Origin of the sequence: Streptomyces africanus, from assembly GCF_002150735.1 — a bacterium.
GTDB lineage: Bacteria > Actinomycetota > Actinomycetes > Streptomycetales > Streptomycetaceae > Streptomyces > Streptomyces africanus.
Genome location: NZ_MUKA01000148.1, coordinates 1 through 24491, shown reverse-complemented (window position 1 = coordinate 24491; position 24491 = coordinate 1). Strand labels below are relative to the sequence as shown.

Here is a 24491-nt window from a genome sequence, read left to right as displayed (position 1 = left end):
GTGGCCCCCGTGAGGGCTCCCTCCGCACAGGCGGGCGGTCACCGGGACCGCCCGCCCCCGCATGTCGGTGCCTGCGGATACGCTGATGACCTGATCAACAGGTGTGCGGAGCGCGGAACTCGGGAAGGCCGCTTGATGCGGAAGCGGCAGCGATGGGGGCGGCAGTGACGGACGGATTTGACTTCAGCCCGGGGGCCCAGGTGCCTCTGGCGGGTGCGAGCGGCCAGACCGCGGCGACCTACGCGCTGGCCGCCGCGGCGTACCGGGACGACGAGGTCGCCAAGATCCTTGACGCCGACAACGAGTGGCACCAGTCGAAGGTGACCCCGCCGCGCTCCTGGGCGAAGATCTTCCGCCCCAGGTTCGGCGAGGCGTTCTCCCGCGCCGTCATCGACCGCATGCTGGGCGCCGGGCGCAAGCCGGTCATCCAGTCCTTCGGCATCGAACCCCAGGTCGTCGTGGAGCACTGCCTGGCGGCCCACCGCATCCGCCGCGACCGCGACAACTGGCTCTCGGCGATCACGGTGATCTGCGGGGTGCTCTTCCTGCCGGGATTCCTCGTGTGGCTGCTGGTGTTCACGCTGCGCACCACCATGGCCAAGCGCGAGGACAAGCGGGCCGGCGCCCTCGCCACCACCCTGCTGGTCGCCGTGGCCGCGCTCGCCGCGCTGTTCCTGATCCGCATGCCGTTCGAAGGATTCTGGGCCCTGTACGGGCGCGCGGCGGTCGTCATGCCGGTCGTCGGCTGGTTCTGGGCCAAGCAGATCTGCGAGCGGACGGCCCGGGACCTCAGGGAGCGCTGGTCGAGCCTGCTGTCGGGCGGCGGTGTGGGTGCCAAGATCCCCGAGGCGGTGCCCGGCAACCCGGGCGACGCGGCCGAGCAGGTCCGCAAGGAGCTGGCGCGCCTGAGCGCCGAGCAGCGGTCCAACTCGGTCTTCTACGCCGGGCCCAAGGGCATACTCGGCATGGGCACGCGGTGGGGCAGCTGGCAGCTGGCCGAGGAGCTGGTGTCCGCCGAGCCGGGCAAGGACTTCCACCCGTTCCGCAGCTGGGACGTCATCGTGGCGATCCAGGGCGGCCTGGGCATGCTGGAGCGCACGTCCATCAACACCGGCGGCTTCCCCAAACCGTCCATCACGCACTGGATCGTCACACCGATCGGCGAGAAGGCGACGGAGGTGTCCCGGCCGAGCGGCGCGGACGTCGACGCGTACACGGTGCGGACGCACGCCATACAGGACATCTGCAACAAGCAGCAGTTCGGCAGCGGCGACCGGCACTATCTGGGTGTGCAGTGGACCCTGTGGGACGGCCACCTGGTCATCACAATGCTGATCACGGTGACGGTGCTGCACGACACCCTGCGCATCGAGGTCACCGGGCACGCGCTGGGGCCGGTCAACTCCCTGTTCAACGAGAAGCCGGCGGCCAAGGAGAAGACGGTCCAGAAGTCTCTGCGCTTCTGGGAGACCCGCACCGTGAAGATGCCCCTGATCGACGCCGACGAGGTGGTACGCCTGGCCGCACGCGCCCCGCTGACCTGGTATCCGCCGCTGCTGAACTGGCTGGGCGGGAGCCTGACGCTCCCGGAGCCGTTCGGTCTGCGGCACGCGTGGGCGGACCAGCCGTGGCGGCATCGGTTCATGGCGGACGATGCGCTGCGGGCGGCGACGCCCGTGCTGCGGGTGGTGCATGCGGCGGCGCTGAAGGTGCTGCGGGAGAACGGGGTGGACGTGGAGAAGTTCGGGTCCAGGTCGGCGGCGCTCAGTGGGGCGGTGCAGGAGGCTTCGCCGAAGAAGGCGGATGTCTATGACGCCTAGTCGTTGAGGTGCCCGGCGTTGCGGCTGGGGCGGGGGTGGGAGCGCAGCTCGGCGCTGCGAGGTGCCGCCGCGCCCACCCGTGCCGCCCTGGGGGCACCTCCCAGGCCCTTAAGGCACTGGGGGAGGCACCACTGCCCGCAGGCTAAACCGTAGGCCAGGCCTCCGCCAGCATCTTCCGGGTGTCCGCCAGCAGCTGCGGCAGCACCCGCGTGTGGCCGACCACCGGCATGAAGTTCGTGTCGCCGCCCCACCTCGGCACGATGTGCTGGTGCAGGTGTGCCGCGATGCCCGCGCCGGCGACCGAGCCCTGGTTCATGCCGATGTTGAAGCCGTGGGCGCCCGACGCCGTGCGCAGGGCCGTCATCGCCTGCTTGGTGAGCTCGCCGAGCTCGGCGGTCTCCCCCGCCGTCAGGTCGGTGTAGTCGGCGACGTGCCGGTAGGGCACGGTCATCAGGTGCCCGCCGTTGTACGGGTACAGGTTGAGCACCGCGTAGACCTGCTCGCCGCGCCTGACGACCAGCCCGTCCTCGTCGGACTTGGCCGGGATCGAGCAGAAGGGGCAGCCGTCGCCGGCGCCCGGGCCGGTCGGCTTGTTCTCACCCTGGATGTAGGCCATCCGATGGGGCGTCCACAGACGCTGGAACGCGTCCTGCGTCCCCACTCCCAGCTGCTGCTCCGGCTCACTCGTCATGCAGTGCAGCATATGGCGTCGACCTGGGGGTACGGCAAAGGCCCCCGGGATCTCCCGGGGGCCCGTGCGCGGTTCGCTCGGGGCGTGGTCGCGCCGTGCGGTCAGACCTGGGCGCGCTCCTCGACGACCTTGAGGATCTTGGCGATGGCCTCGTCGAACGGGATGCCGTTCTCCTGGGAGCCGTCGCGGTAGCGGAAGGACACGGACCCGTGGGACATGTCCTCGTCGCCCGCGATGACCATGAAGGGCACCTTCTGCTTCTGGGCGTTGCGGATCTTCTTCTGCATCCGGTCGGACGAGGAGTCGACCTCGACGCGCAGGCCCTGCTTCCTGGCCGCCGCGGCGAACTTCTCCAGGTACTCGACATGCGCGTCGCCGATCGGGATGCCGACCGCCTGGACCGGGGCCAGCCACGCCGGGAAGGCGCCCGCGTAGTGCTCCAGGAGCACCGCGAAGAAGCGCTCGATCGAACCGAACAGGGCGCGGTGGATCATGACCGGACGGGTCTTGGAGCCGTCCGCGGCCGTGTACTCCAGGTCGAAGCGCTCCGGCAGGTTGAAGTCGAGCTGGATGGTCGACATCTGCCAGGTGCGGCCGATGGCGTCCTTGGTCTGGACGGAGATCTTCGGGCCGTAGAAGGCGGCACCGCCCGGGTCCGGGACCAGCGGGAGGCCCTGCTTCTCGGCGACCTGGCGGAGGGTCTCGGTCGCCTCCTCCCAGGCCTCGTCCGAGCCGACGAACTTCTCCGGGTCCTTGGTGGACAGCTCCAGGTAGAAGTCGTTGAGGCCGTAGTCGCGCAGCAGCTCCAGCACGAAGGTGAGCAGCTTGTCGAGCTCCTCGGACATCTGCTCGCGCGTGCAGTAGATGTGCGCGTCGTCCTGGGTGAAGCCGCGGGCCCGGGTCAGGCCGTGCACGACGCCGGACTTCTCGTACCGGTACACCGTCCCGAACTCGAACAGGCGCAGCGGCAGCTCACGGTAGGAGCGCCCGCGCGCGTCGAAGATCAGGTTGTGCATCGGGCAGTTCATGGGCTTGAGGTAGTAGTCCACGCCCTCGTCGAGCTGCATGGGCGGGTACATGCCGTCGGCGTACCAGTCCAGATGGCCCGAGGTCTCGAAGAGCTTCCCCTTCGTCGCGTGCGGGGTGTAGACGAACTCGTACCCCGCCTCCTCGTGCCGCTTGCGGGAGTAGTCCTCCATGACCCGGCGGATGATGCCGCCCTTGGGGTGGAAGACGGCGAGGCCGGAGCCGATCTGCTCCGGGATGGAGAACAGGTCGAGCTCGCTGCCGAGCTTGCGGTGGTCGCGCTTCTCGGCCTCGGCGAGGAACTCCAGGTGCGCCTTCAGCTCGTCCTTGGTCGGCCAGGCGGTGCCGTAGATGCGCTGGAGCATGGGGTTCTTCTCGCTGCCCCGCCAGTAGGCGGCCGCGTTGCGCATCAGCTTGAACGCCGGGATCGCGCGGGTCGACGGCAGGTGGGGGCCGCGGCAGAGGTCCTTCCAGCACAGCTCGCCGGTCTTGGCGTCCAGGTTGTCGTAGATCGTCAGCTCGCCGGCGCCGACCTCGACGTCCGCGCCGTCGTCGGAGGAGGCGGAGCCCTTGATGCCGATCAGCTCCAGCTTGTACGGCTCACCGGCCAGCTCCTCGCGGGCGGCCTCGTCGGTGACCACGCGGCGGGCGAACTTCTGCCCCCGCTTCTGGATCTCCTGCATCTTCTTCTCGATGGCCTTGAGATCCTCGGGCGTGAACGGCTTCTCGACGTCGAAGTCGTAGTAGAAGCCGTCCTTGACGGGCGGGCCGATGCCGAGCTTGGCCTCGGGGAAGAGCTCCTGCACGGCCTGCGCCATGACGTGCGCGGTGGAGTGGCGCAGGATGTTCAGGCCGTCCTCGGAGGAGATCTCGACGCCCTCGACCTCGTCGCCCTCGGCCAGGGCGTACGACAGGTCCTTGAGCTCGCCGCCCACGCGCGCGGCGATGACCGAGCGCTCGCCGGCGAAGAGCTCGGCGGCCGTAGTGCCCGTCGTCACCACGCGTTCTTCCCGCTCGGAATCGCGCTGGATGATCACACGGACGTCTGACACCGGTCTCTCCTGACTGAAGGTGGGGTCGCGGCGCCATACCGGAGCGCGCGCACGAGTATGGATCGTACCGACCCCGGACCGCCCACCGCGAAATCAGTCCCCGCAGTCCCCTCCGCAGGCCTCCTCGAAGAAGGCCGCCATCCCGGCGTTCTCCTGCAGCGCCTTCATGAGGCGGTCCCGCTCGGCGTCGTCGACCTGCACCGGTACGACGCCGTGGGCGCCGGTCAGGCGCCGGAAGCCGCCCCGGCTCTCCAGCCGTCCCTGGACCCGCACCGGCAGCCCGACGAGGTGGGCGTGCCCGGCGATCCGGTACCCCTCCTCGTCGAGGGTGATCCGGACGTTCGGTACGTCGGCCCCGGCCAGCACGCGCAGCCGTACGGTGCCCTCGCCGCGCGGTCCCGACCTGCGCATCCGTGTCACCGCTCCCGTGATCCGCACCGGTACGGCGGGTTCCTCGCGCAGGTAGCGGGCGCCCGCCTCGCGCAGCACGGGCAGGTCACCGGGTGAGAACTCGACGGGCTCGGCGGACGGCGCGCAGCCCTCCGGCACACCGGCGGCCGGGGCCCACTCGACGGTGATCCGGGCGCCCTCCGTGCCCCGGACGAGGGCGACGAGGGCCTCGGTGAGCTCGTGGCTCACCCCGGCCTCGACCGCGGCGTCGAAGGCGTCCATGCCGCCGGCGGCGCGCTGGTAGTCGATGGCCTCGCGGGCGGCGTACAGGGCCTGGTGGAGGCGGACGGCGAGAGGGCGGCCGTCTGCGACGGGCACGAAGGCGGTGAGCCGGCCGGCCGTCGCGGGGCCGACGAGGACGTGGTCCAGGGAGGCGGCGGCGGAGCCGCGGTGCCGGGCGCCGTGGTAACCGGCCCGGGCGCGGGTGGCGAGCGCCGCCGCGAGCAGCATCCGGCGGGCGGCCGTGCGCAGCCGGTCCTCGGCGGTCCAGGGCGCCGCACCGGCGGGCCCGGCGGGGACGTCCTGCCACCAGCGGATCTCGTCGCTGGGGACGGCGAGGGAGAGCAGGACCTCGCGGGCGGAGGGCGAGGCGCTGCGGGACAGGGCGAGCAGGGCCTCGCCGAGCAGGTCGTCACTGTCGGGGAAGGCGCGGCTCTCGGGCACGAGGAGGCTGGTGCCGGTGCCGCCGGGGCCGGGCGGGGTCCAGCGGCCGTAGCGGCCCGGGGCGCCGCCGCGCCGCCGCCAGCCGTGCCGGTGCAGCAGGGCGCCGAGCACGGCCGGGTCGACGTCCGCGGGCTCGGGCGGAGCGCCGCTGAAGGTGGTGTCGACGGGGTGGGGCCGCACGGGCCTCAGTGGCTCCTCGGTCGGGCGGTGCGTCACGGTTTCCCTCCCGTCCCGACCCGCGTCATGATCTCGCACAGCGCCCGGTCGTCGAAGATGCGTGAAGTCGGTATCCGCACGGTGGTGCGGCGGCGGCCGGTGATCGGCTGGCCGGCGAGGTTGGTCCAGTAGCAGCAGTGCCTGAGGTCGAGCCGGTCGTGGCCGGCGCGCAGCCAGTCGTCCTGGGAGCGCGGCACCAGCATCACCACCAGGATCTTGTGGACCGACACGGGGGTGCGGGCGAGCTTCGCCAGGTGGTCGTTGTCGAGCGTGAAGGCGAAGGTGCGGCCCGGTGGGTCGGGCGGCACCTGGTACGTGGCCTTGAGCTGCACCTTGATGGTCACCTCGTCGTCGACGGTGTGCCCGGGGGCGCTGTGGCTGACGTGCCAGTCGATGCCGTTGTCCGGGAACGGCTGGGAGAGCGAGCAGCCGGCGGCGGCCGCGACGGCGTGCAGATAGCCGACCTGGAGTGTCTCCATGCAGGCGGTGGTGGCGAGAGTGCCGCGGGAGGGGGCCGTGCGCTCGGGCAGCAGCCCACCCCGTTCGGGCTGCGCTATGGCCATGGCCAACAGCCTTCCGGAACAGTTGAGTCCCCGTGCGGGCCGTTGAACTGCGTCGACCCGTACTCCTGTTGTCTCCGTCCGGCGTACGGCGCAAACAGGCCGGGTATCACCGGATCGGGCAGCGGACGGTGCGTCAACTGCCGACGGTGAACGAGGGGTTGTGTGGCGATGACGACGTGCTGGTATGAAGGGCCGCTGGCCGCCTTCGACACGGAGACGACGGGCGTGGACGTCGAGACCGACCGCATCGTGTCGGCCGCCGTCGTCGTCCAGGACGCGCCGGGCATCCGGCCCCGGGTCAGCCGCTGGCTGGTGAACCCGGGCGTGCCGGTGCCCGCCGAGGCGACGGCGGTGCACGGGCTGACGGAGGAACACCTGCAGCGCAACGGCCGGTGGCCGGCGCCGGTGATGTTCGAGATAGCGGAGGCGCTCGCCGAGCAGGCGCAGGTCGGCCGCCCGGTCGTGGTGATGAACGCGCCGTTCGATCTGACCCTGTTCGACCGGGAGTTGCGCCGTCATCGCGCCTCGGCCCTTGGCCGCTGGTTCGAGTCGGCGCCGCTGTGCGTGCTCGATCCGAGGGTCCTGGACAAGCACCTGGACCGCTACCGCAAGGGCCGCCGCACCCTGACCGATCTGTGCGCGCACTACGGCGTCGCCCTGGAGGGCGCGCACGACGCGGCGGCCGACGCCCTGGCGGCGCTGGAGGTCACGCGGGCGGTGGGCCGCCGTTTCGCGTCGCGGCTGGAGCGCCTCGCCCCCGGTGAGCTGCACACGCTCCAGGCTGTGTGGCACGCGGCGCAGGCCCGGGGGCTCCAGGCGTGGTTCGCGCGCAGCGGCGTGGAGGAATCGGTCGACCCGGCCTGGCCACTGCGCCCGGGTCTGCCGGCGGCGGCCTGAGCACCTGGTGCGGGCATGAAAAAACCGGTCCGTCTGAGACGGACCGGCTGTTTCCGGTGGGCGATACTGGGTTCGAACCAGTGACCTCTTCGGTGTGAACGAAGCGCTCTCCCACTGAGCTAATCGCCCGGGAACGCACTGAACAATACAGGTCCCGGCATGCTTCCTTCAAACCGCTTCGAGGTGCCGGGCCAGTCCGCGCTCTCCCGCGCGCATCATGAGCCGGTGATTGGCCCGGAAGGCGGGCCTGCAGGGCACGGCGAGCCGCCGCAGGAGCGGCTTGCGGACGTCGACGACCTGGTCGTACCGCACGAGAGTCCCCGCCCCCTCCGGGGCGAGCGTCCAGCACGCCCAGCCCTCCATGTCCCCGGACAAGGCGATCTCCAGCACCCCGGCCCCGGGATCACGTCGCGCCTCCCGCGCCGTGAAGGTCAGGTCGTACGGCAGGACGGAGCGGACCCGGACCACGCCCGTCGTCTCGTCGAGCCGGGTCACCTCCCGGACCTGGCGCCACCACCGGGGGTAGTCCTCGGCGCGTTCCAGGGCCGCGTACACGGCGGCGGGCGGCGCGGGCAGGCTCCACAGGCTGCGGAAGCGGTAGTGGTTCCAGTCCATGACGGCAGTCTGCCCACTCCCGGTGCGGATGGTCTGAGTACGCGGCTGAGTATCCGCACTCATGCCGTACGGGGTGACGCGGACCACACTGCCGGTCATGACGCACCTTCCGCCCCCGGCCGAGGAGTTGCGGCTCCTCGATGCCGCACTGCGGCAACTGGAGTCCCGGCGCACCCAGTTGCTGGCCCGCCGCGCCTGGCTGATCACGGCCCTGCACCAGACGCAGCAGCAGGCCGGGGCCCAGGCGCGGCCGCCGTCCGCCGCACCGCCCCGCCCGGAGACCGCCGCACCCAGCGTGCAGAACATCCTCCTGGTGCTCGGCGGTGTGCTGCTCACGCTCGCGGCGGCGGTGTTCACGCTGGTCAGCTGGGGGCACATGGGGATCGCCGGGCGGGCGCTGGTGCTCGGCGCGGTCACGCTGGCCGCGCTCGCGGTGCCCGCGGTGCTGCTGAGGCGGGGGCTGCGGTCGACGGCCGAGTCGGTGGCGGGTCTCGGGCTGGCCCTGACCGTCCTCGACGCGTACGCACTGCACGAGGCGGCCCTCGCCGGGACGGACGGGACCGGATACGCGGCGGCCGCCACGGCGGTGCTGGCCGTGATCTGGGCGGTGTACGGTCTGCTGCCGGCCACGGCCGCGCTGCGGCTGCCCCTGCCCGGCGCCCTGGCGGCGGCCCAGTTCCCGCTGCTGCTGTGGACCCTGTCCGCCGGCGCGGACCCGTACGCGATCAGTGCCGCGCTGCTGGTGACGGCCGGGCTGGACGCGGTGGTGGCACTGCGGGTGCCGGCTGCTTCGGTACGGATCTGCGCGGTCGTCGGCGCGTACGGGACGGGCGGCTGGGGTGTTCTGGGGGCCGGCTGGCTGTCGGTGACGGCCGACGGTCCGGGCGCTGCCGCCCGGGCCGGGGCGCTGCTCCTGCTCGCGGCGGCGATCGCGCTGGGTGCGGCGTGGCGGGGCCCGGGGGCGACGCACGCTCTGGGGCTGACGATCGCCTCGGGGCTGTTCACCGTGGGCGCGCTCGGCGGGGTGGCGCGCTCCGCGGTGCCGTCGGAGTGGGCGGTGCCGGCGTATCTCATCTGCGGGATCGCCCTGTTGGCGGCCGTACGGGCCGGCCGGTTGCCCGAGGCGCTGCGGCAGGGTTGTGCCTGGGCCTCCGGCGCCGTGCAGGCGCTGGCCGTGCTGTGGGCGCTGCCCGTCGTCGCCGTGGTGGTGCTGGGGCCGGCCGGGTGGCTGGGCCGGGTGTGGAGCGGGGCGCCGTCGGACGCCCGGGCCGCGGTGGCCGTCGAGACGCCCTGGCCGGCGGACGCGGTGGCGGCTCCCCTGGTTCTCCTGGGCGTGGCGGCCGTGCTCGCCCTGGCGGTCCGCGCGCAGCGGTGGCGTCCGCGGGCCCGGCTCGGTGCGCTGGGTCTGCTGTGGACCGCGGTGCTGCTGCTTCCGGCGATCCTCGCGGTTGCCTACCTCGCGGGGATGGCGGTCCTGGGAGTCACGACAGCGGCCGCGCTGTACCTGGGCCGGACCACGGCATCCGGCGCGCGGATCACGGCCCTCGTCCTGGCCCTCGTCACGGCCGTCGACCTGACCCTGGTCTCCCTCGCCTCCCAGAGCGCGACACTCGTGGTGCTGTCCCTGCTGACGGCCCTGTTCGCCGCGGCCTCGTGGCGGTCGAACCTCGTCTCCGTCACGGCCCCGGCCGCCCTGGTGCACGCCGCCGCCCTCGCCTCGGCAACGGGTGCCGCCGCGGACTGGCCGCCGGCCCGGACCGCCCTGCTGGTCCTGGCCGTTCCCATGGCCGCCGCCCTGCTCGCGCCGCGTCTCGCCGCGTCCCGCGCGACGGTGCCGGTCGAGGCGGCGGGAGCCTTTGCCGGCCTGCTGGCCGTGGGCCTCGCGGTTACCGATCCGCCGCTGCTCGCCCTGGTGCTGGCGTCGTGCGGCGTCATCACCGCGGGCACGGCCCTGCGTCCGGACCGCCGTCCCGCAGGCTACGCGGCCACCGCCCTGTTCGTGCTGGCCGCCTGGGTGCGTCTGGCCGCGTGGGAGGTCGGCACCCCGGAGGCGTACACGCTCCCGGTGACCGTTCCGGCGCTGCTCGTCGGCGCCCTGCGCAGGCGCCGCGACCCGCGGGCCTCCTCCTGGACGGCCTACGGCCCCGGGCTCGCCGCCACCCTCCTGCCGAGCCTCGTGGCGGCCTGGGGTGATCCGCACTGGACGCGGCCGTTGCTGCTGGGCACGGCGGCCCTGCTGGTCACCCTGCTGGGTGCCCGGCACCACGTGCAGGCACCCCTGGTGCTGGGCGGTTCGGTGCTCGCCCTGGTCACGCTGCATGAACTCGCCCCGTACGTCGTGCAGGTGACCGGCGCACTCCCCCGCTGGGCGCCTCCCGCCCTCGCCGGACTCCTGCTGCTCGCACTCGGGGCGACGTACGAGCAGCGGATCCGGGACGTCCGGCGGGTGCGGGAGGCCCTGGGGAGGATGAACTAGCCCTGGTGCTCCCGCTGTCGGTGCCTCTGCGTGCCGTATGGGCGTATCGACTGCGGACAAGGCACGTGATGTCATACGTTTTCCGATCGGCCGCCGACGACAGGCGACGCGGTCGGGCGGGACCGGGGGGAGACATCATGGCGGACCTGGAGGAATCGGCGGGGCGGGGCACGGGCGCCGAGGACCGAGGAACACTGGAGCACCTGCTCTCGGTGGTGGGGGTGGGAGCGGTGGAGTTGCACACGGCCCCGGAGGGGCTGCGGACGAGCGTCACCGGCGTCCATGTGCTGGACGCCCTGGAACCCGTGATCAGGCCGCGGGAGTTACTGCTCGCGGTCGGCGTCGACCCGCGCTCGGCGCACNNGTGCGCCGAGCGGGCGAGGCGGGTGCGGCCGGTGTGGTGTTCGGCCCGGGGCGGCCGGAGCCCACCGCGCAGGCGTTGCACGCGGCCGCGGAGGAGTGCGGCACGGCGGTGCTCTTCCGTACCGCCTGGTGCACCTGGGCCCAACTCGTGGGGATACTGCGGGCGGGGCTGGCCTCGGCGGGCGTTCCCCCGGTGCCCGCGACCAGCGGCGTGCGCCTCGGTGATCTGGACTCCCTGGCCGATGCGGTGGCGGCCCTGGTGGGAGGCTCGGTGACCATCGAGGACACGGAGTCCCGGGTGCTGGCGTACTCCTCCACCGAGGAGAACGTGGACGAGATGCGACGACTGACCATCCTCGGTCGTCGCGTGCCGCCCTGGCGGGTGGCGGCCATGCGGGAGGCGGGGTTCTTCCAGGCACTGTGGGGTGCGGACGACGTGCTGCACCGGCCGGCCCACGGTCAGGACCCGGAACGCCTGGTCGGTGCCGTACGGGCGGGCGGAGAGGCACTGGGGTCCATCTGGGTGGCGGCGGTCGCCGGCCGCCCGCTGTCCCCGAACGCCTCGGAGACGCTGCGCGCGGCGTCCCGGGCCGCCGCCGCCCATCTGCTGCATCACCGCACCCACAGCTCGGACAGCCGCCTGGTGGAGGACGCGGCTCGGGCACTGCTGGAGGACCGCGGATCCGTCGAGGTGCTCGCGGAGCGGGCCTCGCTGCCGCCCCGGGAGCCCTGTGCCGTCCTGGCGGTGGGAACCGGCTCCGGCCGCCACGGCGACGACGACCCGTCCGGACTGTACGGGCTGCTGGCCCTGCACTGCGCGGCTCTGGGCCACCGAGTCGTGGTGGTCCCGGCGGGCGGCAGGCTCCTGGTGCTGCTGGGCGGGCTGGAGCGCGACCCGGGGCGGGCCGGCGGCCAGGTGTCGCGGCTGGGGGAATCGCTGGCCGAACAGCTTTCGGTGACGCTCGGCACGTCGGTGAAGGTGGGGCTCGGCGACGTGGTCCCCGGGCTGGCACGGGCACCCGAATCACGCCGGTCGGCCGAGCAGACCCTCCAGGCTCTCATCGCGGCCGCCGGACCACGCGCCGTCGCGCGGAGCGAGGACGTCGCGGACACGGTGGGCATCCTCCAGGTCGTCGGCGCCCTGCGCGAGGTGGCGCTGCCACCGCGGACCTCGGTGCACCGGCTGAGGGCGTTCGACGCCGATCACAACGGCAGTTGCCTGATGGAGACCCTGCGCGCCTACCTCGACCACTTCGGCGACGTCGCCGCCGCTTCGCGCACGCTGGGCGTGCATGCCAACAGCCTGCGTTATCGCTTGCGCCGGATCACGCAGGTGTCGGGGCTGGACCTGGACAGCCCCGACGCCCGGCTGCTCGCCCAGCTCCAGTTGCGTCTGGACAAAGACGCCGACGGCACACGCCCCTGAGCGACCGGCACCGAGTGCGGGCGCGCGCGTGCCGCCCGTCGCTTGGCCGCGGCCACCATCGAAAGGCCTCGCCTTGGTCGTACCGCACAACGCCCTTGCGTGAGACGGGGGTTGTTGCGTTCCACCGCCGTGGGCGAGGCCGGCGTCTTTGACGACTCGACGAAGACGCCGTCCCGGCGCGGACAGCAGCCTGGTACTCCACCCCGGGGCCGTCCCGGGTGCTGTGCGTCACCGGAGGGCTCACCATGACCGGACCGACCCCCGCCGCCGAGCGGCGCGAACGGATCCTCCAGGAAGCGGTACGGCAGGGACTGCTGGACGCCGAGCGGTCCCAGCTGGCCGCCTTCGTCGACCTCGACGGCGTCGCCGCGACGGTCGGCTCCCTGCACCGCGCCTTCCCTTCTTCGCCGCGTGTGCTGCACGCGTTCGCCGCCAAGGCCAACTGCCTGGTGCCGGTGCTGGCGGAGCTGCGGCGGCTCGGCATGGGCTGCGAGGTGGCCACCGCGGGTGAACTGGCGCGTGCGTTGGCTGCTGGCTTCGAGCCCGAGCGGATCGTCTTCGACTCGCCGGCCAAGACGGAGGCCGAACTGCGGCGCGCCCTGGACCTGGGCGTGACCGTCAACGCGGACAACTACCAGGAACTCGCCAGGATCGACCGGGCGCTGGGCGGCCGCGTCCCGGTGTCGCGGATCGGGGTGCGCGTCAACTCCCAGCTCGGCGGCGGCAGCATCGCCGCGATGAGCACGGCGACGAGCACCTCGAAGTTCGGCGTCCCCCTGGCGGACCCGGGAAGCCGGCGGCGGTTGCTGCGCGCCTACCACGACCACCCGTGGCTGACCTGGGTGCACACGCATGCCGGGTCGCAGGGCTGCCCGCTCGACCTCATGGCCGGCGGGGTCGCGCAGGCCGTGGAGTTCGCCGAGGAGGTCAACGCCTCCCTCGGCCGGCGCCAGGTCGTCGGCATCGACATCGGCGGCGGACTGCCCGTCAACTTCGCCGACGACGAGACCACGCCCACCTTCGCCACGTACGTCCGGCAGCTGCGTGCCCAGGCGCCCGCGCTGTTCTCCGGCAGGTACGAGATCGTCACCGAGTTCGGGCGTTCCGTCCTCGCCAAGAACGGGTTCACGGCCGCGTACGTCGAGTACACGAAGAGCATGGGCGGCCGGCCGATCGCGGTCACCCACGCCGGTGTGCAGGTGGCCACCCGGACCGTGTTCAATCCCGACGCCTGGCCCCTGCGGATCGAGGCGCATGACGGAAGCGGGAGGGTCAAACGGGGCGGACCGGTCCGCCAGGACATCGCGGGCCCCGCCTGCTTCGCCGGGGACCTGCTGGCGCGCGACCGCGCGTTGCCGCTCCTGGAACCCGGCGACCTCATCGCCGTCCCGGACACCGGCGCCTACTACTTCTCGACGCCGTTCCACTACAACAGCCTGCCCGAACCCGCTGTGCACGGGGTCCGGTCGAGCGGTGACGGCCGTGTCCACTTCGAACTCCTGCGTCCCGCGCAGGACCCGTGGGACGTGCCGGCGCCCGTCCTGGGTGACAGCGGCGCGCCCCTGCGGCAACGGGCGCACGAGCCCGCTCACGGCGTCGGGTAGGGAGCGCCGAGGTGGCACAGACCGACCGTCGAGGGCCCGGCCGGGACGGACCGCTCCTCAGTCAGCGCGCCGCGATCGTCTTCCTGCTGGCAGCCCTGGTCGGCATCGGTGCCACTGTTCTGGCGGCGCTGGCCGGCAACGTGTGGCCGGTCGCGGTGAGCGTCGGAGCCGGGGTGGTGGCCCCGGCCGTCCTGTTCTTCAACCAGATCATCGACTAGACGAGCGGATCCCGATGCCTCGCCACGGGATCCGCTCGTCCGGTCCCCCGCTACGGCATCTTGTCCCCGAGCAGCGCCAGGTTCTCGATGGCGGCGAGGCCGTACAGCGCGGTGTCGTTCGTGGAGACCCACGCGGCCCCGCTGCCCGGCACCAGGGTGGCCGGTCCGCTCAGCTTCTCCGTCTTCCAGGGCGACGACTCCTTGTAGCCGTCGGAGTTGTAGAACTTGTCCCAGGCCCGCTGGGCGAGCTTGGTGTCCCCGGTCTGCACGGCGGTGTAGGCGTCCAGGCGCGAGTGGCCCTGGAACAGCAGCAGCGAGCCGAAGTCGGAACCGTAACGGGCCTTCTGCTCGGCCTTGGTGGCGTTGAAGTAGCGGCAGTAGTCGAAGTAGGCCTCGTTGAACTTCGGCATGTCGACCAGGTCGATGAGCTCGGCGCACAGCTCGTTGAGGCCGAAGACGGCGGAGAGGTGCGAGACCGACACCACCGGCTTGTCGGCGACCGCGAACTTGCCCGTGTCGAGGTCGTACAGCCCGCTGCCCTGCACGAAGCCGTTGGGCTGGGCGGCGATGCCCTCCATCGTCGACAGCACGCGCGCCTTGGCCTTCTCCCACTTGGGGCCCTTGCGTTCCCACTCGGTCAGCCAGGCCGACACCAAGCCGCTCCAGTCCGTGCCGAAACCGACCGACAAGGCGTGCCGGTCCGGGGTGTAGGGGTCGGTGCGGACCTTGCGCAGGGGGTCGAGGACCAGGAACGTCTCGTCGGAGTCGACGTTGGCGTGCATGAGGTCGCCGACGCGTTCGTCCGCCGTGAGGAAGTAGTAGAAGCGCCGGTACGTGGTGTTGGCGATGCGCTGCTGCTTGGCGCTGTCGGCGAAGTGCTGCACGCCGTGCCGGGTGCCGAGGCCGGCCCACTTGCCCAGGTGGTAGACGTCGACCTCGCCGGTGTGCCGGGTCATGGCCTCGGCGAAGCGGAAGATGTCCGAGCGGCCGCTTCGCAGGTAGGCGTACCAGAGCCACAGGTCCGGCGACAGCTCGGAGTTGTCCCAGGCATAGCCGCCGATGTCGTAGCGCCACTGGTGCCGGACGGTGTCGTAGGTGTGCATGATGTCGCCGTAGTCCCAGAAGCCGTACCACCGGCGCATCTCCACCTGGTCCTTGTAGTAGGTGAAGAGGAAGTCGAGGTGGTCCTCGATCTTGGCCTTGGCGGGGGTGGAGCGGTCGGGTTCGGCGTACAGACCCTTGCCGAAGACGCCCGCCTTGATCAGCTGCTTGGGCGGGGCGGCGAGCTGCGGGAGCACTCGGACGGCCTCGACCTGCTCGGCGAGCCGCTCGGCGCTCGGGGTGGACTCGTTGGCCCAGAAGAGCAGTTCGGAGGTGCGGGCGATGCCGTACGGGGTGCCGAACTCGGGTTCGTAGTCCTCGTAGGTGATGTTGAGGCCCTCGATCTGCTCGGGGAAGGTGTCCTGGCCCATGCCGTCGTGGTAGAAGCGCATGTCCATGGGCTGGGCCTCGGGGGACCAGAGCCAGAGGGTGACCTCGGCCTCGTCGGTGTGGGCGTCCCGGATGTCGAGCTGGGCGGGGAACTTCTCCCAGAAGTCGCGCAGGCCGAAGGAGAATCCGCCGCTCACCCCGCCGACGTACCCGAAGCCGGAGGCGCGCCGGCCGCCGCCGGCCGCGATCCAGCCGTGGCCCTTCTTGGTGCGCTTGCGCAGAGTGAAGCCGTCGGCGGAAAGCTGGGAGAGGGTGTAGTCGCCCCACTCGGGTATGTACTGGAGCCGGGTGGTGACCCGCTGGTCCCAGGTGGCCGGGTCGGGCAGCTTCTTGCCCTCGTACTGCGCCGCCTGCACGGCCGCGCCCGGGTCGCGGCGCAGGCCGGTGATGCCCTTGACGGCCTCGCGCAGCAGGCCGGAGCCCTCGCCGCCGATGCGGATGTGGCGGTCGTACGACTCGTCGCGCATCGGCACGGTGAAGCGGACGCCGAGGCCGCGGACGAAGTCGCCGCTCGCCTTGCCGGGCTCCTGCTTCCCGTCGTAGGTGATGGTGTGCACCATGCGGAAGGAGTCGGCGCCCGCGTAGAAGTAGAGCCGGATGGAGAAGGGCAGCCAGCTGCGGCTGCCCTTGCGGTGCTTGCCGTCGATGCGGACGACCGCGCGGACCGGGCCCTCCTGCTCGACGGTGACCTTGTCGACGGTGCCGTCGAAGCGCTCGGTCCTGACCGCGCCCTGGTCCTCGTCCTCGATCTCGGGCTGGCGGATCAGCACGAGCCGGCCGTTCTTCGCGATCTCCGTCGCGCCCCGTCTGACCGACTTGACGACGGTGGAGCCGGACGTGCCGATCTTGGCCGTGATGACGCCGGTGGAGATGTCGATGGTGCCGCCGCTCTTGTCGACGGTGACCTTCTTCTCGGGTGCGGCGGGCGTCCCGGCGGTGAGGGTGAGCTTGCCGTCGCCCGAACCGACCGCGTGGGCGGTCCACTTGAGGGAGCCGTCGGGCCAGTAGGCGATGGGCCAGGACTGCACGGGTACGGCCTTGCCGTCCGCGTCCGTCAGCGCGAAGGTCTGGTCCTTCTGGTAGGCGCCCTTCGGCCAGGGGACGCCGACGGTGGAGCCGGGGGCCGCGCCGAGGCCGCCGTCCTCCAGCCAGTCGAGGGTTACCGGGTCGGCGTCGGCGGCCTCGGCTCCGGGGGCGGCCTGGGCGTCCCGGGCTCCCAGTGCCCAGCTGAACTGGGCGGCGGCTCCGGCGACGGCGGCCGCCTTCAGAAGGGATCTGCGGGGGATGGGAGACATGGCGTTGCTGCCTTTCCTCGTCCGTGCGGGAAGCGATTCCGTGCGCTGGTCAGGGGCATGACAGAGAGGGTGCGGCGCCCGGGGCGCCGACCCGACAGGGGAGGAACCGCCGGTCAGCGGCGCCGGTACCGCTCCTCCACGGCTACGGCCGCCGCCGCGACGGCCCCGAGGACGGGGACCGCCAGCGGCGCGGCGAACCAGGCGGACACGACCACCACGGCCAGTCCGCCGATGATCAGGAAGGATCCGGCCGGGTCGAGCACGGTCCGGCGCCAGGCCGCCGCCAGCAGCGTCCGCCAGCGGGCCCCCGGCTCCCAGACCGCGGCCGCGCGCAGCCCGGCCACGACCAGGGCGATCAGCGCGCACACGCCGACGGCTCCGACCAGCGGCCCGCCGGGAATCCCCGCCCGGACCGCCTGGACGTCCACCCAGACCGCGGCCACGGCCGCCCACCCGGCGAGCCCGGCGAGCCACCCCCCGCGCACGGCCGTGCGGAAGTCCTCGACGAACTCCCGCCGGCCACCGCCCTCGTGCGCGGTACGCCGCCGCAGGTGCCGCGCACCCGCGGCGAACGCGGCGGGATACGTGACGACCCCGAGCGAGGCCACCGCGATCCACACACCGGTCAGCAGGCACTCGGCGAACACCGCGAACCGCTCGGCGAGCAACGACTCGCCCCGTGCTTTCACCCGGGTCCCGGCCATGCTCACCTCAGCCCTTCAGACCCGACGTGGCCATGCCGTCGATCAGATAGCGCTGGAAGGCCAGGAAGAAGGCGAGCACCGGCAGCAGCGCGACCAGCGACATGGCGATCATGCCGCCGTAGTTGGCCACGGCGTCCTGGTCCACGAACATCTTCAGGCCGAGCGAGACCGTGTACTTGTCGGGCTCGTTGAGGTAGATCAGCGGGCCCATGAAGTCGTTCCAGGAGTTGATGAACGTGAAGATCGCGCTGGTGATCAGGGCCGGGCGGCACAGCGGCAGCATGATCGACCAGTAGATGCGGAAGTGCCCGCAGCCGTCCAGCCGGGCCGCCTCGTCGAGCTCCTTGGGCATGTTGCGCATGAACTGCACCATCAGGAAGACGAAGAACGCCTCCGTGGCCAGGTACTTCCCGAGCAGCAGCGGTGTGTAGGTGTTGATCATCTCCATGTTGCGGAACAGCACGTACTGCGGGATCAGCAGCACGTGGTACGGCAACAGGAGGGTGCCGATCATCAGCGTGAACAGCAGATTGCGGCCCGCGAACCTGATCCTCGCGAAGGCGTACGCCGTCAGCGAGCAGGAGGCCAGGATCCCGATCACCGAACCGACCCCGAGGAAGAGCGAGTTGTAGAAGAAGGTGGAGATCGAGATGTCGGCGATGCCGTCGGCGAGGCTGGTGTAGTTGGAGATGATCGGGTCGCCCGGGAAGAGGTCCAGGCTGCCGACGACGTCCTCGCTCTTCTTGAACGAGCCGCCGATGACCCAGATCACCGGGTAGAGGATCACCGCCAGGACCAGCAGGGAGCCGATGTGCCAGGCGAGGGATCCGGGCAGTTTGTGCCGCAGCCCGCCCGCTCGCGCGGAGGGAGCCGGAGTGATGTCGGTGGCCTGCGCACTCATCGGGCGCCCTCCTCGTAGTGCACCCAGCGCTTCTGGGACCAGAACAGCACCGCCGTCACCAGGGCGACCGCGACCAGCAGCATCCAGGCCATGGCGGAGGCCAGGCCCATCCGGCTGTTCTCGAAGCCCTGGACGTAGAGGTAGCAGGTGTAGACCATCGAGCCGTCCGCGGGCCCGCAGGCGTTGCCTCCGGCGCCGCCGCCGACGATGTACGCCGAGCTGAAGATCTGGAAGGAGTGGATCGTCTCCAGCAGGACGTTGAAGAAGAGCACCGGGGAGATCATCGGCAGGGTGATGTTCCAGAACCGTCGCAGCTTGCCGGCCCCGTCGACCTCGGCCGCCTCGTACAGCTCGCGTGGTACCTGCTTGAGGCCGGCCAGGAAGATGACCATGGGGGCGCCGAACTGCCAGACGGTGAGCGCCACCAGGCTGTAGATGATCATGTCCGGGTCGCCGGTCCAGCCGCCGGCGTCGATCCCGAGGGCCTGCTGTGCACGGTCCACGATCGCATCGTCCGAGAAGATCGCCTTCCAGACGATCGCGACGGAGACGCTCGCACCGATCAGCGACGGCGCGTAGAAGGCGGCCCGGTAGAAGGCCTGTCCGCGCCGCTTCTGGGCGAGGAGCAGGGCCACCCCGAGGGCGGCGAGCAGCTTGAGCGGCGTTCCGACGGCGACGTACCACAGGGTCACCTGCACCGAGTGACGCCAGCGGGGATCGCCGAACATCTCGGAGAAGTTGTCGAGGCCGATCCACTTGGGGGCGTCGAACAGGTTGTAGTCGGTGAACGCGAAGTACAGCGAGGCGACCATCGGGCCCGCTGTGAGCAGCAGGAACCCGGCGATCCAGGGGGACATGAAGAGATAGCCGGCCAGGTTCTCCCGGCGCCGCCGCCGCTTGAGGGCGGCGGGGCGCGCGGGCTTCACCGGACCGTGCCGCGGCTCGGAGTCCTGGGACAGGCCCTCCATCGCAGGGGCGTGTGTCACGGTGGTTCCCATCAGCTGCCGAGAGCCGTCTTCGACTCGGTGAAGAACTGCTTGACGGCGTCGTCCACCGACCGCTTGCCCAGGGCCATCTCCTCGGAGATGCGCAGGAACGCGGCCTCGCAGATGTCGGCGCCCTCGGGGTGCGGGGTGATGGGCTCCAGGACGCCCGCCTCGACGAGGGACTGCTCGTACGCGGCTATGGCCTTGTTGACCGGGTCGGTCGGCTTGTACGCGTCGAACTGGGCCTGCGTCGCGGGCACGCCCCGGTCGTAGCCCATGATCTTGGCGACCTCGGGGTCGTGCACCATGAAGTCGATGAACTGGGCGACCTCCTTGGGGTGCTGGGTGCGCTTGGAGGCGCTCAGCATGAGGGAGCCGAGGTACTGGCCGGTCTTCTTTCCGTCCGTCGTCGGGATGGGCGCCAGGCCGTACTCGCTCTTGCCCTCGGAGGTGTAACGGACGGTGAAGTTGTCCCAGGTGAACTCGCCGCCGGCGAGCTCCGCCGCGACCGCCGACTTGGGCTTGATCTGCGCGACCTTCTTGGGGTCGGCGTAGACGCCCTCCTCGACGCCCTTCTTGGCCTTCGTCCACCACTCCTTCAGATCTGCCTCGGTGAAGCCGAGTCCGTCCTCGGTGAAGAACGCCTTGCCCTGCTGGCGCAGATAGGGGTCGTAGAGGTACATGACGCCGTACATGCCGCTGTCGCCGGCCCGGCCCGTCTTGTCGCGGATCTTCTTCATCGCCGCGTCGAAGTCGTCCCAGGTCCAGCCCTGCTCCGGCTTCACACCGGCCCGGGTGAAGACGGGCTTGTCGATGACCAGGGCCATCGAGTTGGAACCGACCGGAACGCCGAGGAGCTTGCCGTCGATCTCGCCGAACTTCTCGAGCCCGGCGCGGAATCCGTCCATCCGGAGGTTGCCGGCCTTGACCTGCTCGCTGAGATCGAGCAGCACGTTCTTCGCGTCGTATTTGCGCAGGAACCCGATGGCATTCTGGAAGACGTCCGGCGGATTTCCGCCCGAGGCCTGGGTGTTGAACTTCTTCCAGAAGTCGAGATAAGGCTGGAAGTCCGTTTTCACCTTGATCTTCGGGTACTTCTTCTCGAAGAGCGCGATGGTCTTGTTGATGCGCTCGGCGCGGTCCTCCGCACCCCACCACGCGTAACGGATCGTCACCGTCCCGTCCGCGGAGGTCCCTCCGTCGCCACCGCAGCCGGTGGTCGCGGCCAGCCCCAGCGTGGCCGCCGTGGCCCCGGCCGCCTTCAGAATCGTACGTCTCTCAACATTCCTGCCGTTCACCACGGTTGGCCCTCCCCGCACATCGTCCCGCTCGCATGAATCGTTTCAAGTAAGCGCTTGCTGGCACAAGGTACGGAGGGGCTGAGAGTGCGTCAATGATTCGGACAAGAATTTCTTACCGAGCGGGCCGGCGGCGAGGCGGGGCGGGGCGGTGGCACGCCGGGTCCGCCGGGATGATGTGACTGGTGAGGCCGATGCGGTCGGTGGGCCGAACGGGGCGGGGTCGCCCGCACGGCTTTCGGGAGCGACCGAAAGGCGACGCCGGGGCGAGTGGTGCGGGGCCGGACGGAAGGTGACCGGTTTGCGTCCTTGAGGAGGACGCCGACCGGACGTTCGACGGCACGGGACGGGAGACACCCGCGCGAGGCGGTCTGGCATCGAACGACGGCGGCCCACCTGCGCAGTCGCAGGTGGGCCGCCGTTCCGGGTGGGCGATACTGGGTTCGAACCAGTGACCTCTTCGGTGTGAACGAAGCGCTCTCCCACTGAGCTAATCGCCCGGACGCAGGAAGAACATTACCCCATGTCAGAGGGTGCCTGTGACCAGGAGACGGCGGCCGCCGGCACCCCCGCCGCGGCTCACTGGTCCTTGATCTTCCACGGCATGACGATGCCGAACTTCCACACGTAGACACCGACCAGTACGGCCACGATCACCAGCCCGATACTCGTCAGGATGATGTTCCGGCGCCGCACCTTGGGATCCAGGGCGCGCTGCGCGGCCTCCGTGACCTTCCGCTTGGTCCAGCGGAGCACCAGCTGGGCCCATACGAACTCGGTCGCCCAGATCGCCATGCCGCCGAAGATCACGACCCAGCCCGGTCCGGGCAGGGGCAGCATGATGATGCCCGCCACGACGACCGCGAGCCCGATGATGAAGATGCCGACCTGCCAGCTCACGTGCAGCAGCCGACGCGCTTTGACGAATTCCGGCGCCCGTGAGCCGAGCGCCCGCTCCTGCTCGCCGCGCACCCCGTCCGTCCCCGTCTCGTCCGCCGCCACGGCCACCTCGCCCGGCTCGTCACTCCCCGTATTCATACGGGCAAACACTACCCGAGCGAAACCAGTCACCGGAATGGACGCACGGCGCGAACGATCTCTCGGCCGGAAGAGTTACGTAAAGGCACGCAAAACACTCAGAGGGGTTTACAACGGCACCGTAGGTGGCATGTCGATTTCGCCGACGTGCGAATCCCCGAGCGCACACTGAGCGAAAGGCCCTGGCGCTTATGAACACCACGGTCAGCTGCGAGCTGCACCTGCGCCTCGTTGTGTCGAGCGAGTCCTCCCTGCCTGTCCCCGCAGGCCTGCGGTACGACACGGCCGACCCCTACGCCGTGCACGCCACCTTCCACACCGGAGCCGAGGAGACCGTCGAGTGGGTGTTCGCCCGCGACCTCCTCGCCGAGGGGCTTCACCGCCCTACGGGCACCGGCGACGTCCGCGTCTGGCCGTCGCGCAGTCACGGCCAGGGCGTCGTGTGCATCGCCCTGAGCTCACCGGAGGGCGAGGCCCTGCTCGAGGCCCCGGCACGGGCCCTGGAGTCCTTCCTGAAGCGGACCGACGCCGCCGTGCCGCCCGGCACGGAACACCGGCACTTCGACCTCGATCAGGAGCTCTCGCACATCCTGGCGGAAAGCTAGGGCGAGGCGCTCACCGAGCAGCCCGGCGCCGTCGACTCGGGGAGACGGCTCGGGCCTGGACAACCGCATATGGGATACACCGGCGCCGGCACCGCGGATCACGCGGTGCGGCGCCGGCTCGCGTGTACGGCCGTCCAGCTCGGGTGTGCGGCCGTTCCGGCTCGGGTGTCCCGCCGGGCGGAGGCCCGGTGCGGGGCTTTCCGCCGCCCGGAGGGCGGGCGGGAACCATGGCGTGCCCGGGGGCGTTCTATTCGAAGCCATGTGCGGGCATGAGGGCGGTCCGGCGGGAGTGGAGCCGTTACCATCGGCCAGCATCGGCGGGCGCCCGCCCGACCCCCACGCCAGGGAGCGAATCGTGCTGATCACCCACGACACCCGGTGCGCCCTCGACACCGTGGTCGATCTGGTGAACACCGCACCGGAGGACGACACGGCACCGGACGGGCTGCCGGACGTGGCGACCCTCGCGGATTTCGTACGAAACCACGAGATCAGCGATGTGGGAGTGCTCTCGCAGTTCGACCTCTCGGCGGTGCGGAAGATCCGCGGGCGGTTCGCCGCCGTCTTCGCCGCCCCCGACGCCCGGACCGCCGCCGGCCAGATCAACGAGCTGGTCGCCGCCGCGGGCACCACACCCCGGCTCACGGACCACGACGGCTACGACTGGCATGTGCACTACTTCGCCCCCGGCGCCTCCATCGCCGACCACCTGGCCGCCGACTGCGGGATGGCCCTGGCCTTCTTCGTGGTCGCCGGGGAGCAGGAGCGGCTGCGGCGGTGCGAGGCGCCCGACTGCCGGCGTGCCTTCGTCGACCTGTCCCGCAACCGCTCGCGGCGCTACTGCGACAGCCGGACCTGCGGGAACCGCCTGCATGTGGCCGCGTACCGGGCGCGGCGCAAGGAAGCGGCGGGCTGAGCCGCCACCGCGGGGGCGGGTGGCGGGCGGATCGCCGATGCCGACGCGGTCCCGGCGGGTGGCGCCGGGTACCGCGGGTACGGCTCACAGCAACAGCAGATCGTGCAACGAGGCCATGAGCAGCAGAGTCCCGATCACCGCAAGGAAGATCATGAGCGGTGGCTGGGACAGGGCGAAGAGGCAACCACGTGGCTCGTCCCGCCGGGGACGAGGCTCGTGCTGCGGCGGTGCGGGGTCGCTCTGTTCCGTCGTGTCCAGCATCTCGCGGCGATGATGACGCAGTCGCCCGGCCGGACGCGATCAGCGGCCTCGTTCCGTACGGGTGTGCGCCGATTCCGCGAGGTCCGGTTCAGGTTGTGATCATTTCCGCGCGCCCTCGGACCCACTGTGACGATTCGGCCGGCGCGCGGCCTTCATATGCCGTGCTTCTTGAGGATGGCCTCGATATCGCTGAAGTCGTCGTCACCCCGGGCCGGCGAGGCCGGCCGGGTGGCCGGGCGGGACCCCTGGCCCTGACCCAGGGAGGGCGCCGAAGCCGCCGGAGCCACCGCATCCGGCCGGGCCGCCTCGCGGGCCGCTTTGCGCTCCTTGCGGGTGCCGCCGCGGCGGCGCTCCACGACCCGCGTGGTCATGAACAGCAGCCACGCGAGACCGAGCACCCCGAAGCCCGCCCAGGCGGTCAGGCTCAGCGCGGTGTCGGCCAGCCACTCGACGACGCCCGTCATCACCAGGCCGATCGGCACGAGCGAGTACGCCGCGATGCGGGTCGCCGCGAGGAAACGCTTGCGGTACGCCGTGACGGCCGCGATGCCCAGGCCTGCCGCGGACACGGCGGAACAGACGGTCTCGGCAATCATCCGGTCCTCCAGGCGTGGCGCGGTCGGGCAGGGGCACTTCGTCCCTTCCATCCTGCACCCGCCGCACCCCGGGCGGCCATGCCCCGGCCCGACATCAGGGAGATCTCCGGGTCGCCTCCTCCGCAGGTGCCGCTGCGGGTGTACGGCCTGGGAGAATGTCGGCATGAGCGACTCCTCCCCTGCCCCTGCCGCCGCCCCCGTCCTCGAGGTCTGGTGCGACCTCCAGTGCCCGGACTGCCGCACCGCACTGGACGACCTCCATGCCCTGCGCGCCCGCTACGGCAACCGTCTGGAGCTGCGGCTGCGGCACTTCCCCCTGG

22 protein-coding genes and 2 tRNA genes are annotated in these 24491 nt (G+C 71.3%); 9 read left to right on the top strand and 15 right to left on the bottom strand.

Annotation, left to right across the window (positions count from 1 at the left end):
- Nucleotides 1-152: 152 nt before the first annotated feature.
- Nucleotides 153-1820, top strand: a complete 1668-nt coding sequence (locus CCL05_RS19400; RefSeq protein ID WP_086561756.1) for a hypothetical protein — start codon at nucleotides 153-155, stop codon at nucleotides 1818-1820.
- Between the two features lie 142 nt (nucleotides 1821-1962).
- Here the strand turns inward: CCL05_RS19400 and CCL05_RS19395 are convergent, their stop codons facing one another.
- The 4 genes from CCL05_RS19395 to CCL05_RS19380 all read right to left on the bottom strand — a co-directional run bounded on the left by CCL05_RS19395 (nucleotide 1963) and on the right by CCL05_RS19380 (nucleotide 6481).
- On the bottom strand, nucleotides 1963-2523 hold the full coding sequence (locus CCL05_RS19395; protein WP_086561755.1) for an HIT family protein: 561 nt from the start codon (nucleotides 2521-2523) through the stop codon (nucleotides 1963-1965).
- An 89-nt stretch (nucleotides 2524-2612) separates the two neighbouring features.
- Nucleotides 2613-4589 (bottom strand): threonine--tRNA ligase, encoded by a 1977-nt coding sequence (gene thrS, locus CCL05_RS19390; RefSeq protein ID WP_086561754.1) that lies wholly within the window; start codon nucleotides 4587-4589, stop codon nucleotides 2613-2615.
- Between the two features lie 93 nt (nucleotides 4590-4682).
- A complete protein-coding gene (locus CCL05_RS19385) occupies nucleotides 4683-5918 on the bottom strand; it encodes a hypothetical protein (protein WP_086561753.1) in 1236 nt (411 codons plus the stop codon).
- Nucleotides 5915-6481, bottom strand: coding sequence for a DUF4365 domain-containing protein (locus CCL05_RS19380; RefSeq protein ID WP_086561752.1), 567 nt, complete (start codon nucleotides 6479-6481; stop codon nucleotides 5915-5917). The genes CCL05_RS19385 and CCL05_RS19380 overlap by 4 nt, the downstream gene beginning before the upstream one ends.
- A 168-nt stretch (nucleotides 6482-6649) precedes the next feature.
- On the opposite strand from CCL05_RS19380, the gene CCL05_RS19375 reads away from it, so the two are divergent.
- Complete coding sequence (locus tag CCL05_RS19375) at nucleotides 6650-7378, top strand: 3'-5' exonuclease (protein ID WP_086561771.1); 729 nt, start codon at nucleotides 6650-6652, stop codon at nucleotides 7376-7378.
- Nucleotides 7379-7435: 57 nt separating this feature from the next.
- On the opposite strand, the gene CCL05_RS19370 is transcribed toward CCL05_RS19375, so the two are convergent.
- Nucleotides 7436-7507: transfer RNA gene (locus CCL05_RS19370), tRNA-Val, on the bottom strand.
- A 39-nt stretch (nucleotides 7508-7546) separates the two neighbouring features.
- On the bottom strand, nucleotides 7547-7993 hold the full coding sequence (locus CCL05_RS19365) for an SRPBCC family protein (protein WP_086561751.1): 447 nt from the start codon (nucleotides 7991-7993) through the stop codon (nucleotides 7547-7549).
- A gap of 61 nt (nucleotides 7994-8054) precedes the next feature.
- On the opposite strand from CCL05_RS19365, the gene CCL05_RS19360 reads away from it, so the two are divergent.
- The 4 genes from CCL05_RS19360 (at nucleotide 8055) to CCL05_RS19345 (ending at nucleotide 14080) form a co-directional block, all read left to right on the top strand.
- The gene (locus CCL05_RS19360; RefSeq protein WP_086561750.1) at nucleotides 8055-10469 is read left to right on the top strand and encodes an SCO7613 C-terminal domain-containing membrane protein; all 2415 of its coding nucleotides are present in this window, start codon (nucleotides 8055-8057) and stop codon (nucleotides 10467-10469) included.
- A gap of 364 nt (nucleotides 10470-10833) precedes the next feature.
- On the top strand, nucleotides 10834-12258 hold the full coding sequence (locus CCL05_RS19355) for a PucR family transcriptional regulator (protein WP_143589911.1): 1425 nt from the start codon (nucleotides 10834-10836) through the stop codon (nucleotides 12256-12258).
- 245 nt (nucleotides 12259-12503) lie between these two features.
- On the top strand, nucleotides 12504-13862 hold the full coding sequence (locus CCL05_RS19350) for a type III PLP-dependent enzyme domain-containing protein (RefSeq protein ID WP_086561748.1): 1359 nt from the start codon (nucleotides 12504-12506) through the stop codon (nucleotides 13860-13862).
- 11 nt (nucleotides 13863-13873) lie between these two features.
- On the top strand, nucleotides 13874-14080 hold the full coding sequence (locus tag CCL05_RS19345) for a hypothetical protein (protein ID WP_086561747.1): 207 nt from the start codon (nucleotides 13874-13876) through the stop codon (nucleotides 14078-14080).
- Nucleotides 14081-14130: 50 nt separating this feature from the next.
- Here the strand turns inward: CCL05_RS19345 and CCL05_RS19340 are convergent, their stop codons facing one another.
- From CCL05_RS19340 to CCL05_RS19310, 7 genes are all read right to left on the bottom strand, one after another.
- Nucleotides 14131-16866, bottom strand: coding sequence for an exo-rhamnogalacturonan lyase family protein (locus tag CCL05_RS19340; RefSeq protein ID WP_086561746.1), 2736 nt, complete (start codon nucleotides 16864-16866; stop codon nucleotides 14131-14133).
- A 113-nt stretch (nucleotides 16867-16979) separates the two neighbouring features.
- Nucleotides 16980-17570, bottom strand: coding sequence for a hypothetical protein (locus CCL05_RS19335; RefSeq protein ID WP_086561745.1), 591 nt, complete (start codon nucleotides 17568-17570; stop codon nucleotides 16980-16982).
- 7 nt (nucleotides 17571-17577) lie between these two features.
- Entirely contained in the window at nucleotides 17578-18471 is an 894-nt protein-coding gene (locus CCL05_RS19330; protein ID WP_086561744.1) for a carbohydrate ABC transporter permease, read from the bottom strand.
- Entirely contained in the window at nucleotides 18468-19469 is a 1002-nt protein-coding gene (locus CCL05_RS19325; RefSeq protein ID WP_167409584.1) for a carbohydrate ABC transporter permease, read from the bottom strand. The genes CCL05_RS19330 and CCL05_RS19325 overlap by 4 nt, the downstream gene beginning before the upstream one ends.
- Complete coding sequence (locus tag CCL05_RS19320) at nucleotides 19469-20758, bottom strand: ABC transporter substrate-binding protein (protein ID WP_086561743.1); 1290 nt, start codon at nucleotides 20756-20758, stop codon at nucleotides 19469-19471. Before CCL05_RS19320 ends, CCL05_RS19325 begins: the two co-directional genes overlap by 1 nt.
- Before the next feature lie 425 nt (nucleotides 20759-21183).
- A tRNA-Val gene (locus CCL05_RS19315) sits at nucleotides 21184-21255 on the bottom strand.
- 79 nt (nucleotides 21256-21334) lie between these two features.
- On the bottom strand, nucleotides 21335-21793 hold the full coding sequence (locus CCL05_RS19310) for a TIGR02611 family protein (RefSeq protein WP_086561742.1): 459 nt from the start codon (nucleotides 21791-21793) through the stop codon (nucleotides 21335-21337).
- Between the two features lie 191 nt (nucleotides 21794-21984).
- On the opposite strand from CCL05_RS19310, the gene CCL05_RS19305 reads away from it, so the two are divergent.
- A complete protein-coding gene (locus tag CCL05_RS19305; protein WP_004002642.1) occupies nucleotides 21985-22398 on the top strand; it encodes an SsgA family sporulation/cell division regulator in 414 nt (137 codons plus the stop codon).
- A 355-nt stretch (nucleotides 22399-22753) separates the two neighbouring features.
- Nucleotides 22754-23314 carry a CGNR zinc finger domain-containing protein gene (locus CCL05_RS19300; protein ID WP_086561741.1) on the top strand — a complete coding sequence of 187 codons (561 nt, stop codon included), beginning with the start codon at nucleotides 22754-22756 and terminating at the stop codon, nucleotides 23312-23314.
- 84 nt (nucleotides 23315-23398) lie between these two features.
- Here the strand turns inward: CCL05_RS19300 and CCL05_RS45240 are convergent, their stop codons facing one another.
- Nucleotides 23399-23575, bottom strand: coding sequence for a hypothetical protein (locus CCL05_RS45240; protein WP_167409583.1), 177 nt, complete (start codon nucleotides 23573-23575; stop codon nucleotides 23399-23401).
- 152 nt (nucleotides 23576-23727) lie between these two features.
- Nucleotides 23728-24171, bottom strand: coding sequence for a hypothetical protein (locus tag CCL05_RS19295; protein WP_086561740.1), 444 nt, complete (start codon nucleotides 24169-24171; stop codon nucleotides 23728-23730).
- A 52-nt stretch (nucleotides 24172-24223) separates the two neighbouring features.
- Here CCL05_RS19295 and CCL05_RS47515 point away from each other — a divergent pair.
- On the top strand, nucleotides 24224-24491 hold a 268-nt coding region (locus CCL05_RS47515), incomplete at its 3' end, for a DsbA family protein (protein WP_425275927.1).